The 14,248-nt window shown below is 71.3% G+C and carries 11 protein-coding genes; 8 read left to right on the top strand and 3 right to left on the bottom strand.

Features of this window, described 5'->3' with window-relative positions:
- The first annotated feature begins 1 nt into the window (after position 1).
- The 3 genes from secF (at position 2) to ACZ51I_RS25385 (ending at position 4,330) form a co-directional block, all read left to right on the top strand.
- Positions 2-1,072: a protein translocase subunit SecF gene (secF, locus tag ACZ51I_RS25395; protein ID WP_468879929.1), complete on the top strand. Its 1,071-nt coding sequence runs from the start codon at positions 2-4 to the stop codon at positions 1,070-1,072.
- Positions 1,069-1,620, top strand: a complete 552-nt coding sequence (locus ACZ51I_RS25390; RefSeq protein ID WP_468879927.1) for an adenine phosphoribosyltransferase — start codon at positions 1,069-1,071, stop codon at positions 1,618-1,620. Before secF ends, ACZ51I_RS25390 begins: the two co-directional genes overlap by 4 nt.
- A 226-nt stretch (positions 1,621-1,846) precedes the next feature.
- Positions 1,847-4,330: a RelA/SpoT family protein gene (locus tag ACZ51I_RS25385; RefSeq protein ID WP_468879925.1), complete on the top strand. Its 2,484-nt coding sequence runs from the start codon at positions 1,847-1,849 to the stop codon at positions 4,328-4,330.
- 67 nt (positions 4,331-4,397) lie between these two features.
- Here ACZ51I_RS25385 and ACZ51I_RS25380 read toward each other — a convergent pair whose 3' ends face one another.
- Positions 4,398-5,627: a DUF349 domain-containing protein gene (locus tag ACZ51I_RS25380; protein WP_468879924.1), complete on the bottom strand. Its 1,230-nt coding sequence runs from the start codon at positions 5,625-5,627 to the stop codon at positions 4,398-4,400.
- A gap of 200 nt (positions 5,628-5,827) precedes the next feature.
- Positions 5,828-6,634, bottom strand: a complete 807-nt coding sequence (locus ACZ51I_RS25375; protein WP_468879922.1) for a peptidylprolyl isomerase — start codon at positions 6,632-6,634, stop codon at positions 5,828-5,830.
- A gap of 165 nt (positions 6,635-6,799) precedes the next feature.
- Here ACZ51I_RS25375 and ACZ51I_RS25370 point away from each other — a divergent pair, with 165 nt between their 5' ends.
- The 5 genes from ACZ51I_RS25370 to rpsD all read left to right on the top strand — a co-directional run bounded on the left by ACZ51I_RS25370 (position 6,800) and on the right by rpsD (position 11,905).
- Positions 6,800-7,507, top strand: a complete 708-nt coding sequence (locus tag ACZ51I_RS25370; protein WP_468879920.1) for an MBL fold metallo-hydrolase — start codon at positions 6,800-6,802, stop codon at positions 7,505-7,507.
- Between the two features lie 8 nt (positions 7,508-7,515).
- The gene (gene hisS, locus ACZ51I_RS25365; RefSeq protein WP_468879917.1) at positions 7,516-8,778 is read left to right on the top strand and encodes a histidine--tRNA ligase; all 1,263 of its coding nucleotides are present in this window, start codon (positions 7,516-7,518) and stop codon (positions 8,776-8,778) included.
- Between the two features lie 132 nt (positions 8,779-8,910).
- Entirely contained in the window at positions 8,911-9,537 is a 627-nt protein-coding gene (locus ACZ51I_RS25360; protein WP_468879914.1) for a vitamin K epoxide reductase family protein, read from the top strand.
- Between the two features lie 42 nt (positions 9,538-9,579).
- Positions 9,580-10,932 (top strand): replication-associated recombination protein A, encoded by a 1,353-nt coding sequence (locus tag ACZ51I_RS25355; protein ID WP_468879912.1) that lies wholly within the window; start codon positions 9,580-9,582, stop codon positions 10,930-10,932.
- Between the two features lie 358 nt (positions 10,933-11,290).
- Positions 11,291-11,905, top strand: coding sequence for a 30S ribosomal protein S4 (gene rpsD, locus ACZ51I_RS25350; protein ID WP_015032311.1), 615 nt, complete (start codon positions 11,291-11,293; stop codon positions 11,903-11,905).
- 34 nt (positions 11,906-11,939) lie between these two features.
- Here the strand turns inward: rpsD and ACZ51I_RS25345 are convergent, their stop codons facing one another.
- Positions 11,940-14,174 (bottom strand): ATP-binding protein, encoded by a 2,235-nt coding sequence (locus ACZ51I_RS25345; RefSeq protein ID WP_468879908.1) that lies wholly within the window; start codon positions 14,172-14,174, stop codon positions 11,940-11,942.
- Positions 14,175-14,248: the final 74 nt, after the last annotated feature.

The raw sequence follows: 14,248 nt of genomic DNA, 5'->3' as shown, positions 1-14,248 counted from the left end.
GATGTCGAAGCTCGGCGATCTCGGCGCCCGGCTCCACCGCGGTGAGGTCGGATACGACTTCATCGGCAACCGCAAGATCTGGTATGGCCTGTCCATCCTGATCACCATCACCGCCATCGTCGCCCTGGCCGTCCGCGGCCTCAACATGGGCATCGAGTTCCAGGGCGGCGCCGTCTTCACCACCCCGAAGTCGGACGTCTCCGTCAGCCAGGCGCAGGAGTACGCGGAAGAGGCCTCCGGCCACGACGCGATCGTCCAGCAGCTCGGCAACGGCTCCCTGCGCATCCAGGTCGGCGGCCTCGACACCGCGCAGTCCGACCAGGTCCGCGAGGAGCTCGCCAAGGACCTGAACGTCCCCGAGGACAAGATCGCGGCCGAGCTCGTCGGCCCCAGCTGGGGTGAGCAGATCGCCACCAAGGCCTGGACCGGTCTCGGGGTCTTCATGATCCTGGTGGTGATCTACCTGGCCATCGCCTTCGAGTGGAGAATGGCGGTCGCGGCACTCGTCGCCCTCATCCACGACCTCACGATCACGGTGGGCATCTACTCCCTGGTCGGCTTCGAGGTCACCGTGGGTACGGTCATCGGTCTGCTGACGATCCTCGGCTACTCGCTGTACGACACCGTCGTCGTCTTCGACTCCCTCAAGGAGCAGACGAAGGACATCACGAAGCAGACCCGCTTCACCTACAGCGAGCTGGCCAACCGCTCGATCAACGGCACCCTGGTCCGTTCGATCAACACCACCGTCGTCGCGCTGCTGCCGGTCGCCGGCCTGCTCTTCATCGGTGGCGGTGTCCTCGGCGCCGGCATGCTCAACGACATCTCGCTGTCGCTGTTCGTCGGCCTCGCCGCGGGTGCGTACTCCTCGATCTTCATCGCCACCCCGCTGGTCGCCGACCTCAAGGAGCGCGAGCCGTCGATCAAGGCGCTCAGGAAGCGGATCATGGCCAAGCGCGCCGGCGCCGCCGCCAAGGGCGAGGCGCTGGACGGGGCGGGCGAGCCGTCCGCCGAGGCCGCCGTCGTCGGCCCCCGGACCGGCCGCCGCGGCGCCCAGGAGCACCGAGGATGACCGCCGAGGCCCAGGACGTGACCACGCTCCTGCTCAGCCGTATCCGTGACGTCCCGGACTACCCGAAGCCGGGCGTGCTGTTCAAGGACATCACGCCGCTGCTCGCGGACCCGGCGGCGTTCACGGCCCTCACCGACGCCCTCGCCGTGCTGTGCTCCGCGCAGGGCGCGACGAAGATCGTCGGCCTGGAGGCCCGCGGCTTCATCCTGGCCGCCCCGGTGGCCGTCCGCGCGGGCCTGGGGTTCATCCCCGTCCGCAAGGCCGGCAAGCTCCCCGGGGCCACACTCCGCCAGGCGTACGAGCTGGAGTACGGCACCGCCGAGATCGAGGTGCACGCCGAGGACCTGGCCGCGGGCGACCGCGTGATGGTCATCGACGACGTCCTCGCCACCGGCGGCACGGCCGAGGCCTCGATCGAGCTGATCCGCCGCGCGGGCGCCGAGGTCGCGGGCGTCGCCGTGCTGATGGAGCTGGGCTTCCTCCCGGGCCGCGCCCGTCTGGAGCCCGCCCTGAACGGCGCACCGCTCACGGCGCTGATCACGGTCTGACATCGGGGTACACCCCGACAGGGGCGCTCCGGGGAATCCCCGGAGCGCCCCTTCGCGTTCTCCCGGACATCACCCGGGTCCCGCCGCCCTGCCCGTCCCGGAGCCGTCCGAACCCGGGCGCGTGGGCACAGCCGAGCGTGGCTCGATACCATGGGCTTTCCGGGCCTGACCGGGGGACCCGGACCTCCCCCAGACTCCGTCCGGGGGGACCCCAGAGGAGCGCTTCTTGCCAGACGAGGCCCAGTCACTCTCCGCCGCGCAGCCCGACCCGAAGGCCGAGAAGGCCGCGCCGGGGACCGGTGCGCCCGAGAACAAGCCGGCGGAGACCAGCCCCGCGCCTGCCGCGCCCGCGCCCTCGCCCGCCCCCGAGCGGCCCGCGCCCGCCGCCCCCGAGCGGCCCGCCCCCGCACGTTCCGGCGGCTCGTCCAACCGCGTCCGGGCCCGCCTCGCCCGGCTCGGCGTGCAGCGCTCCTCCCCGTACAACCCGGTCCTCGAACCGCTGCTGCGGATCGTCCGCTCCAACGACCCCAAGATCGAGACGGCGACGCTCCGCCAGATCGAGCGGGCCTACCAGGTCGCCGAGCGCTGGCACCGCGGCCAGAAGCGCAAGAGCGGCGACCCGTACATCACGCACCCGCTGGCCGTCACCACCATCCTCGCCGAGCTCGGCATGGACCCGGCGACCCTGATGGCCGGGCTCCTCCACGACACCGTCGAGGACACCGAGTACGGTCTCGACACCCTCCGCCGCGACTTCGGCGACCAGGTCGCCCTGCTCGTCGACGGCGTCACCAAGCTCGACAAGGTCAAGTTCGGCGAGGCCGCCCAGGCCGAGACCGTCCGCAAGATGGTCGTCGCCATGGCCAAGGACCCGCGTGTCCTGGTCATCAAGCTCGCCGACCGCCTGCACAACATGCGCACCATGCGCTACCTCAAGCGGGAGAAGCAGGAGAAGAAGGCCCGCGAGACCCTCGAGATCTACGCGCCCCTGGCCCACCGCCTGGGCATGAACACCATCAAGTGGGAGCTGGAGGACCTCGCCTTCGCGATCCTCTACCCCAAGATGTACGACGAGATCGTCCGGCTCGTCGCCGAGCGCGCCCCCAAGCGCGACGAGTACCTCGCCATAGTGACCGACGAGGTCCAGGCCGACCTGCGGGCCGCCCGCATCAAGGCCACCGTCACCGGCCGCCCCAAGCACTACTACAGCGTCTACCAGAAGATGATCGTCCGAGGCCGTGACTTCGCGGAGATCTACGACCTGGTCGGCATCCGCGTCCTCGTGGACACCGTCCGCGACTGCTACGCGGCCCTCGGCACCGTCCACGCGCGATGGAACCCGGTCCCCGGCCGGTTCAAGGACTACATCGCGATGCCGAAGTTCAACATGTACCAGTCGCTGCACACGACGGTCATCGGACCCAACGGCAAGCCCGTCGAGCTCCAGATCCGGACATTCGACATGCACCGGCGCGCCGAGTACGGCATCGCCGCGCACTGGAAGTACAAGCAGGAGGCCGTCGCCGGCGCCTCCAAGGTCCGCGCCGACGTCCCGAAGAGGACCGGCAAGGACGACCACCTCAACGACATGGCGTGGCTGCGTCAGCTCCTCGACTGGCAGAAGGAGACCGAGGACCCCAGCGAGTTCCTGGAGTCCCTGCGCTTCGACCTCTCCCGCAACGAGGTCTTCGTCTTCACCCCGAAGGGCGACGTCATCGCGCTGCCCGCCGGCGCCACCCCCGTCGACTTCTCGTACGCCGTCCACACCGAGGTCGGCCACCGCACGATAGGGGCGCGGGTCAACGGGCGGCTCGTGCCGCTCGAATCGACCCTCGACAACGGCGACCTGGTCGAGGTCTTCACCTCCAAGGCCGCCGGCGCCGGGCCCTCCCGCGACTGGCTGGGCTTCGTCAAGTCCCCGCGCGCCCGGAACAAGATCCGCGCCTGGTTCTCCAAGGAGCGCCGCGACGAGGCCATCGAGCAGGGCAAGGACGCCATCGCGCGGGCCATGCGCAAGCAGAACCTGCCGATCCAGCGGATCCTGACCGGCGACTCCCTCGTCACCCTCGCCCACGAGATGCGCTACAGCGACATCTCCTCGCTGTACGCGGCGATCGGCGAGGGCCATGTCACCGCCCAGTCCATCGTGCAGAAGCTGGTCCAGGGCCTCGGCGGCGAGGAGGCCGCCACCGAGGACATGGACGAGGCCGCCCCGCCCACCCGAGGCCGCTCCAAGCGCCGCACCAACGCCGACCCCGGTGTCGTCGTCAAGGGCGTCGAGGACGTCTGGGTGAAACTGGCCCGCTGCTGCACCCCCGTCCCCGGCGACCCGATCATCGGCTTCGTCACCCGGGGCAGCGGTGTCTCGGTGCACCGCAGCGACTGCGTCAACGTGGAGTCGCTCTCGCGGGAGCCGGAGCGGATCCTGGAGGTCGAGTGGGCCCCGACCCAGTCCTCGGTCTTCCTCGTCGCCATCCAGGTCGAGGCCCTGGACCGCTCCCGGCTCCTCTCGGACGTCACCCGGGTCCTCTCGGACCAGCACGTCAACATCCTCTCGGCGGCCGTCCAGACCTCCCGCGACCGGGTGGCCACCTCCCGCTTCACCTTCGAGATGGGCGACCCGAAGCACCTCGGGCACGTCCTGAAGGCCGTGCGGGGCGTGGAGGGCGTCTACGACGTCTACCGAGTGACCTCGGCCCGCAGGCCGTAACAGCACGTACGAGGAAGGCCCCCCGGCGATGCGCCGGGGGGCCTTCCTCGTACGGTCACGGCATTCGTCAGCCGCCGAACTCCTCCAGGCCCTTCAGCGCCTGGTCGAGCAGGGCCTGACGGCCCTCCAGCTCACGCGCCAGCTTGTCGGCCTTGGCGTCGTTGCCCGCGGCGCGGGCCGCGTCGATCTGCTTGCGCAGCTTCTCGACCGCGTCCTGCAGCTGACCGGTCAGACCCGCGGCACGCGCGCGTGCCTCCGGGTTCGTCCGGCGCCACTCGGCCTCCTCGGCCTCCTGGATCGCCCGCTCCACGGTGTGCATCCGGCCCTCGACCTTGGGACGGGCGTCGCGCGGGACATGGCCGATGGCCTCCCAGCGCTCGTTGAGGGAACGGAAGGCCGCACGCGCCGCCTTCAGGTCCGTCACCGGCACCAGCTTCTCGGCCTCGGTCGCGAGCTCCTCCTTCAGCTTGAGGTTCTCGGTCTGCTCCGCGTCCCGCTCGGCGAACACCTCGCCGCGCGCCGCGAAGAAGACGTCCTGGGCGCCGCGGAAGCGGTTCCACAGGTCGTCCTCGTGCTCGCGCTGGGCGCGGCCGGCCGCCTTCCACTGCGTCATCAGCTCGCGGTAGCGGGCCGCCGTGTCGCCCCAGTCGGTGGAGGTCGACAGCGACTCCGCCTCGGCGACCAGACGCTCCTTCGCCTTGCGGGCGTCCTCGCGCTGGGCGTCCAGGGAGGCGAAGTGGGCCTTGCGGCGCTTCGAGAACGCCGAGCGGGCGTGCGAGAAGCGGTGCCACAGCTCGTCGTCGGACTTGCGGTCGAGCCGGGGGAGGCCCTTCCAGGTGTCCACCAGGGCCCGCAGCCGCTCGCCCGCGGAGCGCCACTGCTCGCTCTGGGCCAGCTCCTCGGCCTCCGTGACGAGCTTCTCCTTGGCGGCGCGCGCCTCGTCGGTCTGCTTGGCCTTCTGGGCCTTGCGCTCCTCGCGGCGCGAGTCGACCGTCTCGACGAGCTTGTCGAGGCGGGCCGCCAGCGCGGCCAGGTCACCGACGGCGTGGTGCTCGTCGACCTGCTGCCGGATGTGCTCGATCGCCGCGGTGGCGTCCTTCGCCGAGAGGTCGGTGGTCCTCACTCGCTTCTCGAGGAGGCCGATCTCGACCACCAAGCCCTCGTACTTGCGCTCGAAGTAGGCCAGGGCCTCCTCAGGGGTGCCGGCCTGCCACGATCCGACGACCTTCTCGCCCTCGGCCGTCCGCACGTACACGGTGCCCGTCTCGTCGACGCGGCCCCACGGGTCGCTGCTCACAGCGCCTCCTCACCATGATGCCGTCGCGGGGTCGTACCCCCCGGGCATCGTCCACAGTTTCCCGGCGGGCCTCGCCCGCCTTCCGCAGCGCGGCCGACGGCCCAACGCTGCACAACGCCAATCTAGGCGAACGGCGGCCCGGCTGTCCGCACTCAGCACGACCGAGATTCGACGGCCACGCGCGCGTGCGGACCGCGGGCTCACTTCTTCGTGACGGTCGCCTTCTCGATGGTGACGGGCTTCTTCGGGGCGCCGTCCGTGGCGCCGCCCTCGACGCCCGCCTTCGCCACGTCCTGGACCGCCTTGAGGCCGGCCGCGTCGATCTTCCCGAAGGGGGTGTAGGTCGGCGGCAGCTTGGTGTCCTTGTAGACGAGGAAGAACTGCGAGCCGCCGGTGCCCGGCTGACCCGTGTTCGCCATGGCGACGGTGCCGGCCGGGAAGGTCACGGTGCCGTCCGCGCCCGCCTTGCCGAGGGCGTCCAGGTTCTCGTCGGGGATCGTGTAGCCGGGGCCGCCGGTGCCGTCACCCTTGGGGTCGCCGCACTGGAGCACGTAGATGCCCTGGGTCGTGAGGCGGTGGCACTTGGTCCCGTCGAAGTACTTCTTGCCCGCGAGGTGCGCGAAGGAGTTCACCGTGCGCGGGGTCTTCGCCGCGTCCATGGTGAACGTGATCTCGCCCTCGTTCGTCTTCAGGGCCATGGCGTACGTGGCCTTCCGGTCCACGGTCAGCTTCGGCTCCGGGCTCGCCGACTCGCCGTCCGTGGGCGCCGAGCTGCTGGGCGTGCCCGTCGGGGTGTCGCCCGCCGCGCTGTCCGAGCCCTTCGCGGAGCCGTCCGTCAGGGCCACGGAGGCGTAGACGGCGCCGCCCGCGGCCAGCACCACCGCGAGGACGGCCGCGATGACGGTGTTGCGGCGCTTCGCCTTGCGCCGGTTCTCCTCCCGCCGCTGCTGCTGCCGCGCGTACTTCTCCCTGGCAAGCTGCCGCCGCCGCTGATCGCTGGTGACCACCGGGTCCGCTCCTTGTCGCTCGTCTGTTCCTGTCCTGGCCGGATGTGCCCGTACCGTATACGGGTTGGCTGTGGAACCGGCACCGCCGGTAGGCTCTGATCTGCCGCATTCCGTGATCTCCGCGAAATTCCGCGCCCCCGTGCCGGACGACAACTAAGGACGAACGTGCTGATTGCCGGGTTCCCCGCCGGGGCCTGGGGGACCAACTGCTATCTGGTCGCCCCCGCCGCAGGCGAGGAGTGCGTGATCATCGACCCGGGCCACCAGGCCACCCAGGGTGTCGAGGAGACGCTGAAGAAGCATCGGCTCAAGCCCGTCGCCGTCGTCCTCACCCATGGACACATCGACCACGTCGCCTCCGTCGTTCCGGTGTGCGGCGCCCATGACGTCCCCGCGTGGATCCACCCGTCCGACCGCTACATGATGAGCGACCCGGAGAAGGCCCTCGGCCGCTCCATCGGGATGCCCCTCATGGGCGAGCTGACCGTGGGAGAGCCCGACGACGTGCGCGAGCTCACCGACGGCTCCCGGCTGAAGCTCGGCGGTCTGGACTTCTCCGTCGCCCACGCGCCCGGTCATACCAAGGGGTCGGTGACCTTCCGGATGCCCGAGACCACGGAGATCCCCTCCGTGTTCTTCTCCGGGGATCTGCTGTTCGCCGGCTCCATCGGACGCACCGACCTCCCCGGCGGTGACATGGACGAGATGCTCGAATCGCTGGCCCGCGTGTGCCTGCCCCTCGACAACTCGACCGTGGTCCTGTCGGGGCACGGTCCCCAGACGACCATCGGCCAGGAGCGCGCCACCAACCCCTATCTGCGGGACGTGGCCGCCGGCCTCGGGAGCACGGACGCTCCCCGACGAGGAATGTGACGACTCACGTGAGCACCTTCAAGGCCCCCAAGGGCACGTACGACCTGCTGCCGCCCCGCTCCGCGACCTTCCTCGCGGTGCGCGAGGCGATCGCCACGCCGCTGCGGAACTCCGGCTACGGCTACGTCGAGACCCCCGGCTTCGAGGACGTGAAGCTGTTCTCCCGCGGCGTCGGCGAGTCCACCGACATCGTCACCAAGGAGATGTACACCCTCACGACCAAGGGCAACGACGAGCTGGCGCTGCGGCCGGAGGGCACCGCGTCCGTCCTGCGCGCGGCGCTCCAGGGCAACCTGCACAAGCTCGGCAACCTGCCGGTCAAGCTCTGGTACTCCGGTTCGTACTACCGGTACGAGCGGGCCCAGGCGGGCCGCTACCGCCACTTCTCCCAGGTCGGCGCCGAGGCGATCGGCGCCGAGGACCCGGCGCTCGACGCCGAGCTGATCATCCTGGCCGACCAGGCGTACCGCTCGCTCGGTCTGCGGAACTTCCGCATCCTGCTGAACTCGCTCGGCGACAAGGAGTGCCGCCCCGTCTACCGGGAGGCCCTCCAGACGTTCCTTCGCGGGCTCGACCTCGACGAGGAGACCCTGCGCCGCGCCGAGATCAACCCGCTGCGCGTCCTCGACGACAAGCGCGAGGCCGTGCAGAAGCAGCTGACCGACGCCCCGCTGCTGCGCGACTACCTGTGCGACGCGTGCAAGGCGTACCACGAGGAGGTGCGCGCGCTGATCACCGCGGCGGGCGTCGTCTTCGAGGACGACCCCAAGCTGGTCCGCGGCCTCGACTACTACACCCGCACCACCTTCGAGTTCGTCCACGGCGGACTCGGCTCGCAGTCGGCGGTCGGCGGCGGCGGCCGCTACGACGGCCTCTCCGAGATGATCGGCGGCCCCGCGCTGCCGTCGGTGGGCTGGGCGCTCGGCGTGGACCGCACGGTCCTCGCCCTGGAGGCGGAGGGCATCGAGCTCGACATCCCCGCCGCCACCAGCGTCTTCGCGGTCGCCATCGGCGACGAGGCGCGCCGGCTGCTCTTCGGCAAGGTCACCGAGCTCCGCAAGGAGGGCATCGCCGCCGACTTCTCCTTCGGCGGCAAGGGCCTCAAGGGCGCCATGAAGGACGCCAACCGCTCCGGTGCCCGCCTCGCCGTCGTCGCCGGCGAGCGCGACCTCGCCGAGGGTGTCGTCCAGCTCAAGGACATGGAGTCCGGCGAGCAGCAGGCCGTCCCCGTGGACGGTCTCCTGGACGCCGTACGGGCCAAGCTGGCCTGATCCGCCGTACGGAAGGGCCCGGACCACCAGGTGGTCCGGGCCCTTCCTCATCTCCGGCGAACGGCAGCCCGACGGGTCGGTGTTGCAGAATGACCCTGCCCACACGGCCGGTCGAGCGAGGGAAAAGGTGGCATGGCGAAGGCAGCGGTGGACGAGGTCGGCTCCGGCCGGGACGGCGGCGGCACGATCGGCGCGAGCAGGGCCTTCTCCTGGCTGCTCGTGATCACCGGCGCGGCCGGACTGCTCGCCGCCTGGGTCATCACCATCGACAAGTTCAAGCTCCTGGAGGACCCCACCTTCACCCCGGGGTGCAGCCTCAACCCGATCGTCTCCTGCGGCAACATCATGAAGAGCGAGCAGGCCGCGGTCTTCGGCTTCCCCAACCCGATGCTCGGCCTCGTCACCTACGCCATGGTGATCGCGATCGGCGTGGGCCTGCTCGCCGGAGCCCGCTACCGCCGCTGGTACTGGCTCGGCCTCAACGCCGGCACCCTCTTCGGCGTCGGCTTCTGCACCTGGCTGACGTACCAGTCGCTGTACGAGATCAACTCGCTCTGCCTGTGGTGCTGCCTGGCCTGGGTCGCCACCATCGTCATGTTCTGGTACGTGACCTCGCACAACGTGCGCCGCGGCGTGATCCCCGCCCCCGGTGGCCTGCGGACCTTCTTCGACGAGTTCACCTGGGTCCTGCCCGTCCTGCACATCGGGATCATCGGCATGCTGATCCTGACCCGCTGGTGGGACTTCTGGACCAGCTGACGGAAGACCCGGCTGTCGGTGCGGTGACCTAGGCTTCAAGACGTGGAGCCCGACCTCTTTACCGCAGCAGCCGAAGACCGCCAGGAGAAGGACCCGGCCAGCAGTCCGCTGGCCGTCCGGATGCGCCCCCGCACCCTCGACGAGGTGGTGGGCCAGCAGCACCTGCTCAAGCCCGGATCGCCGCTGCGCCGACTCGTGGGAGAAGGGGACGGCGGCCCCGCCGGCGCCTCCTCGGTGATCCTCTGGGGACCGCCGGGCATCGGCAAGACCACCCTGGCGTACGTGGTCTCCAAGGCGACGAACAAGCGCTTCGTGGAGCTGTCCGCGATCACCGCGGGCGTCAAGGAGGTCCGGGCCGTCATCGACGGCGCCCGGCGCGCGGTCGGCGGCTACGGCAAGGAGACCGTCCTCTTCCTCGACGAGATCCACCGCTTCTCCAAGGCCCAGCAGGACTCGCTCCTGCCGGCCGTCGAGAACCGCTGGGTCACGCTCATCGCCGCCACCACCGAGAACCCGTACTTCTCCGTGATCTCCCCGCTCCTCTCGCGCTCCCTGCTCCTCACCCTGGAGCCGCTGACCGACGAGGACCTCAAGGGACTGATGGCCCGGGCGCTCACCGACGAGCGGGGGCTCGGCGGAGCCGTGACCCTGCCGGAGGACGCCGAGGCGCACCTCCTGCGCGTCGCCGGTGGCGACGCCCGGCGGGCCCTGACCGCCCTGGAGGCCGCCGCGGGCGCGGCTCTCGCCAAGGGCGAGGCGGAGATCACCCTCCAGACCGTCGAGGAGACCGTCGACCGCGCGGCCGTGAAGTACGACCGGGACGGCGACCAGCACTACGACGTGGCGAGCGCGCTCATCAAGTCGATCCGCGGCTCGGACGTGGACGCCGCCCTGCACTACCTGGCACGGATGATCGAGGCGGGGGAGGATCCGCGCTTCATCGCCCGGCGGTTGATGATCTCCGCGAGCGAGGACATCGGCCTCGCCGACCCGAACGCCCTGCCGATCGCCGTCGCCGCAGCCCAGGCCGTCGCCATGATCGGCTTCCCCGAGGCGGCCCTCACCCTGAGCCACGCGACCATCGCCCTGGCACTGGCCCCCAAGTCGAACGCGGCGACGACCGCGATCGGCGCCGCCCTCGCCGACGTGCGGGGCGGCCTCGCGGGCTCGGTCCCGCCGCACCTGCGCGACGGCCACTACAAGGGCGCGGCCAAGCTCGGCCACGCCCAGGGCTACGTGTACCCCCACGACGTGCCGGGCGGCATCGCGGCCCAGCAGTACGCCCCGGACACCATCCACGGCCGCCGGTACTACGAGCCCACCCGCTACGGCGCGGAGGCGAGATACGCGGACGTGGTGGAGCGGGTCAGGGCGCGGCTGAAGGGGGAGGACTAGCCCCCGGCGGCCCCGGTACGAGGGGGTGCCCCGGACCCGGTACACTGGTCCGGATTGCTGCGTCCCGTGTCCGGCCTCGGTCGGCACCACCAGAACGGGACATTCAGCCGGAGACCCTGCCCTCGGGCGGGGTTTCCAGGAGCGTCGCGCACCTTCGAAGGTGTCGCGTGCCACCCATCACCACCCGGGTTCCCGGGAGCGGCGATGGGTCGTTCGCGTGCTGCACGTATGTGCCCAGACCTGGGAGCGGCTGCCCGGCAGGTCCGTCCCGTACGGACCCGGCGGGTTTCCCGGCTGCGGATGCGACCTCCCCTAACCCTGGTGAAGCCGTTCACGTATCAATGAGAGAGGTTGGTTCATGCCGAACCAGTCCCGTCCCAAGGTCAAGAAGTCGCGTGCCCTCGGCATCGCGCTGACCCCGAAGGCTGTCAAGTACTTCGAGGCCCGCCCCTACCCGCCGGGCGAGCACGGCCGTGGCCGCAAGCAGAACTCGGACTACAAGGTCCGTCTGCTCGAGAAGCAGCGTCTGCGCGCGCAGTACGACATCAGCGAGCGTCAGATGGCGCGTGCCTACGACCGCGCCAAGAAGGCCGAGGGCAAGACGGGCGAGGCGCTGGTCGTCGAGCTCGAGCGTCGCCTCGACGCCCTGGTCCTGCGTTCGGGCATCGCCCGCACCATCTACCAGGCCCGCCAGATGGTCGTGCACGGTCACATCCAGGTCAACGGTGGCAAGGTCGACAAGCCGTCGTTCCGCGTCCGTCCCGACGACGTCGTCATGGTCCGCGAGCGCAGCCGCACCAAGCCGCTGTTCGAGATGGCCCGTGAGGGTGGTTTCGCCGCCGACGGTGAGACCCCGCGCTACCTGCAGGTCAACCTGAAGGCCCTGGCCTTCCGCCTCGACCGCGACCCGAACCGCAAGGAAATCCCGGTCATCTGCGACGAGCAGCTGGTCGTCGAGTACTACGCCCGCTGATCTCAGCACGGCAGTAGTACCACCCCCGCGGTGTTCAGCCCGCCGCTTCCCCGCCCTTTCCGGTGGGGGAGCCGGCGGGCTTCCGCGTTCCCGGGACCGCCGCCGGCCTGGCCGTACGGAACGGGCGACGGGCCGCCGCGTCCCCCCGGCCGCCGTCGGCCTGATCCCGGCGCCCGGCGAGCGCGCGCTCCACGGCCTCGTCGAGGGACAGCCCCCGGCCCTCCCGGACCGCGGCACCGAACGCCTCCGCGCCCAGGGCTTCCGCCGCCCGCTGCTCGCAGAGCGCCCGCGGCCCGTCGAAGGCCTCCGAGCCGAACAGCCGGATCCCCACCGTGTCCCACACCGGCACCGCCGCCCCCTGGAGGACGGCCGCCTCCGCCGGATCCCCCTCGCTCACCGTCACGAGGGCGAGCAGCTCGATCGCCAGGACGAGGCCGACCAGGTCACGGAAGGTGTGATTGATGGAGACGCACTCGGTGAGCAGCTTCCGCGCCTCCCCGTACGCGTCCCGCGTCCACGCCGAGAACGCCAGGACGTACAGGGCGTAGGCCCGGGTCCAGAGCTCCCCGCGCTCCTCGCAGACCTCCCGCACCTCACGGCAGATCGCGACCGCCCCCTCCAGGTCGCCCCGGAAGGCCCGCGCCATCGCCACCTCGACCTGCCCCATCAGCACGTTGCTGTTCAGCTCGCCGAGCTCCTGGTAGGAGTCGAGCGCCCGCTCGATCAGCGACTCGGCCCGCGGCAGATCGTCCGAGAGCAGCGCGAGACAGCCCATCCGGTGCGTCGCGTAGGCCTCCGCCAGCGCGTTCCGCGAGGACCGGGCCCGCTCGCCGCACTCGTGGAGCGCCGCGACCGCCGCCGTACCGTCTCCCTGAAGCACCGACACGTACCCCGCGACCCACAGCGCCTTGAGCCGGGCCTCCTCGTGCCCCGACTCCAGCGCGAGCGCACGCTCCAGCCAGTGCCGCCCCTCCGACAGGCGCCCGCAGCCCACCCACGCGAACCAGAGCGTGCCCGCCAGGTGCTGGGCGAGATGCGCGTCCTCCGGCAGTTCCAGACACAGGTCGAGCGCGGCCCGCAGATTGGGCATCGCCGCCGCCGTACGGGCCGCCACCTCCGTCTGACGGGGGCTGAACCACTCCAGCTCGCACCAGGTGGCGAGCCCCATGTACCAGTCGCGGTGCCGCCGCCGCACCCGCTCCGTGTCGCCGAGCTCCGCCAGCCACTCCGCCCCGTACGCGGCGACCGTGTCGAGCAGCCGGTAGGCGGGCCCCGCGGGGGTGTCCTCCCGCGACACCAGCGACTGCGCGAGCAGGCCCCCGAGGTGGTCGAGGATCCGCTCGGGCGGCAGCTCAGGGCCCCCGCACACGTACTCCACCGCCTCGAGGTCGAAGGGGCCGGCGAACACCGAGAGCCGCGCCCAGAGCAGCCGCTCCTCCGGGGTGCACAGCTCATGGCTCCAGCCGATCGCGGTGCGCAGCGTCTGATGGCGGGGGAGCGCCCCGCGCTCGCCGTCCGTCAGGAGCCGGAAACGGTCGTCGAGACGGTGCAGCATCTGCTCCACCGAGAGGAGCGGGAGCCGGCCGGCCGCCAGCTCCAGGGCGAGCGGGATCCCGTCGAGCCGCTGGCACAGCTCCCGTACGGCCTCCGCGCCGAGATCCGGGGCCCCGCCCGTCCCCGTACCCGGAAAGTCCGAAGAGACCGGGTCCCCCGGGACGGCCGGAGCCACCGGTACCACCGGCGCCCCCGCCTCCGCCGCCCGCTCCGCCAGGAGCGCCACCGCGTCCGCCTCGTCCATCGGGTCCAGTGCGAACACCGCCTCGCCCGCCACCCGCAGCGGCCGCCGGCCGGCCGCGAGCACGGTGAGGCCGGGCGCGTGGGCGAGAAGATCCCGTACCAGCGGCGCGCAGCTCTCCACCAGGTGCTCGAAACCGTCCACCACCAGCAGCATCCGCCGTTCCGCGAGGTGCTCGACCAGCACCTCGCGCGGGGCCTTCGGCGTGTGGTCGGTCAGACCGAGCGCCTCGACCAGGGCGTACGCCACCAGGCCGGGGTCGCGCAGCGGCGCCAGCTCGGCGAGCCGGACCCCTTCGCCGTAGCGTTTCTGCACCTCGGCGGCGGCCCGCAGCGCCAGCCGTGTCTTGCCGACCCCGCCGACGCCCACGACCGTGACCAGGCGGGATGTACCGAGGAGCGCCGTCAGCTCGGCCTGCTCGGCGGCCCGTCCGACGAACCGGTTCAGTTCGGCCGGGAGATTGCTCCGTCGCATGGGACACGGAGCGTACCCACCCGCGCGCGCTCCGTACAATCGGCTTCCCGTAACTCCCGTCCCACGGGCGGTAA

It is taken from the genome of Streptomyces sp. NPDC034084 (assembly GCF_055575535.1).
The sequence above is the reverse complement of the archived record's forward strand: the minus strand, read 5'-3'. Positions and strand labels throughout refer to the sequence as shown.

Coding starts and splice junctions, on each gene's coding strand:
- secF (WP_468879929.1), top strand. CDS start 2: ATGTCGAAGCTCGGCGATCTCGGCGCCCGGCTCCACCGCGGTGAGGTC.
- ACZ51I_RS25390 (WP_468879927.1), top strand. CDS start 1,069: ATGACCGCCGAGGCCCAGGACGTGACCACGCTCCTGCTCAGCCGTATC.
- ACZ51I_RS25360 (WP_468879914.1), top strand. CDS start 8,911: ATGGCGAAGGCAGCGGTGGACGAGGTCGGCTCCGGCCGGGACGGCGGC.
- rpsD (WP_015032311.1), top strand. CDS start 11,291: ATGCCGAACCAGTCCCGTCCCAAGGTCAAGAAGTCGCGTGCCCTCGGC.
- ACZ51I_RS25345 (WP_468879908.1), bottom strand. CDS start 14,174: ATGCGACGGAGCAATCTCCCGGCCGAACTGAACCGGTTCGTCGGACGG.